A 305-nucleotide genomic window follows, 5' to 3' on the forward strand; every position below is an offset into this window, starting at 1 on the left:
CAACTTTGGGCGTTAAAGAGCTGGAAGCGAATGTCGGCACCGTAGGCATTGTTGTGGAGGTTCACGTACTCGCCCTGATTCTCCTCATACTTGTTCAGGTTGTATTCCCAAATGCCATGGGCCTCTGCCAGCTGGTGATATTTCGCCTCGCCATCGGAGCGGGAGCGGAAAAGCAATCCTCGGGCGGAGAGATCCTCGCACAGAGCGGCGCATTCTTCTGCGGAGCGCCCTGACTTCTCTGCGTACTGGTCGGCGGTGAACATGATGCCCATGGGCATTTCCAGATAGGCCTGGGCATCTTCGGG

General features: G+C 57.0%; 1 protein-coding gene. It reads right to left on the bottom strand.

The genetic code is table 11. From position 1 onward, the window contains the following. Positions 1–305 (bottom strand): hypothetical protein (locus NE591_RS14040; protein ID WP_256156951.1); only part of this gene is annotated, 305 nt, incomplete at both ends.

This window comes from Adlercreutzia sp. DFI.6.23 (genome assembly GCF_024462535.1).
In the GTDB taxonomy this organism is placed as follows: Bacteria; Actinomycetota; Coriobacteriia; order Coriobacteriales; family Eggerthellaceae; genus Adlercreutzia; species Adlercreutzia rubneri.